The following is a 1,211-nucleotide window of genomic DNA, read 5'->3' as shown; positions in this document are numbered from 1 at the left end:
GGTAATACCCCCGATTTTTAGTGGTCCTTAGAAGTAGAATTTTCTCGTATATTAAGTGCAGGAGATTCGAAATGAAAAAACCAAGATATAGTGACAACCAGATCATCAAGATTTTGAAGGAAGCAGAGGCTGGTACGCCAGTTCCAGAATTGTGCCGCCAATATGGTATGAGCAGTGCGAGCTTTTATAAATGGCGGGCGAAGTTTGGCGGTATGGACGCATCGATGATGGCTCGCTTGAAAGAACTGGAAGCCGAAAATGCTCGGCTCAAACGAATGTATGCTGATATCCAGCTCCAAAATGATGTCATCAAGGAGGCTATTGAAAAAAAGTGGTAAAGCCGTCCCGTCGTCGCGAGATTGCAAAAGTTGCTGTCTGCAAGGGGCGGCTGAATATTCGACAAGCCTGTGAAGCCTTTTCGATTAGTCAGACGTGTTTTCGATATACAGCCATCTTGAATGATGAGAATGAAGAAATCGCTGATTGGCTTTTGCGTTTAACGCAGGCCCATCGTAATTGGGGCTTTCAGTTGTGTTTTCTTTATCTGCGGAACGTCAAAGGTTTTGGATGGAACCATAAACGGGTCTATCGGATTTATCGTGAACTGGAGCTGAATTTGCGTATAAAACCAAAGAAAAGGATTAAACGGGACAAGCCCGAAGCTTTAAGCGAGCCTGAGTTTATCAATGAAATCTGGTCAATGGATTTTATGCATGACCAGTTGATGGATGGCAGAGCTTTTAGAACGTTCAATGTGATTGATGACTTCAATCGAGAAGGCCTTGCCATTGAGGTTGATTTCTCATTGCCTTCAGAACGGGTTGTTCGTTCTTTAAATCAAATCATTGAATGGCGAGGAAAGCCCAAAATGATTCGTTGCGATAATGGCCCCGAGTACATCTCTCACGTCTTGGCTCAATGGTCTGAAAAACACGGCGTAACGCTCCAATTTATTCAGCCTGGAAAGCCACAGCAGAATGCCTATGTGGAGCGATACAACAGAACTGTGAGATACGATTGGCTTAATCAAGACCTGTTTGAAACTATCGAAGAGGTTCAGGACGCAGCCACGAAATGGCTATGGACATATAACAATGAAAGACCCAATATGGCGATCGGCGGCATAACGCCAAAACAGAAATTGCTGCAGTCAATCCAAAGGGCTGCATAACTGTCTACTTCTGAAGCCCCCTAAAAATGGGGGTATTACC

1 protein-coding gene is annotated in these 1,211 nt (G+C 44.3%); it reads left to right on the top strand.

What is annotated here, in order from left to right; all coding sequences use genetic code 11:
• Nucleotides 1-71: 71 nt before the first annotated feature.
• Nucleotides 72-1,171, top strand: a protein-coding gene (locus RYZ26_RS19835) for an IS3 family transposase (RefSeq protein WP_317684996.1) whose coding sequence is annotated in 2 segments (ribosomal slippage) — nucleotides 72-324 and nucleotides 324-1,171 — 1,101 coding nt in all. Because the reading frame shifts where the segments join, the coding sequence is not laid out codon by codon here.
• The last annotated feature ends 40 nt before the right edge of the window (nucleotides 1,172-1,211 follow it).

It is taken from the genome of Terasakiella sediminum (genome assembly GCF_033100395.1).
In the GTDB taxonomy this organism is placed as follows: Bacteria; Pseudomonadota; Alphaproteobacteria; order Rhodospirillales; family Terasakiellaceae; genus Terasakiella.
This window is presented reverse-complemented; position numbering and strand designations above follow the sequence as displayed.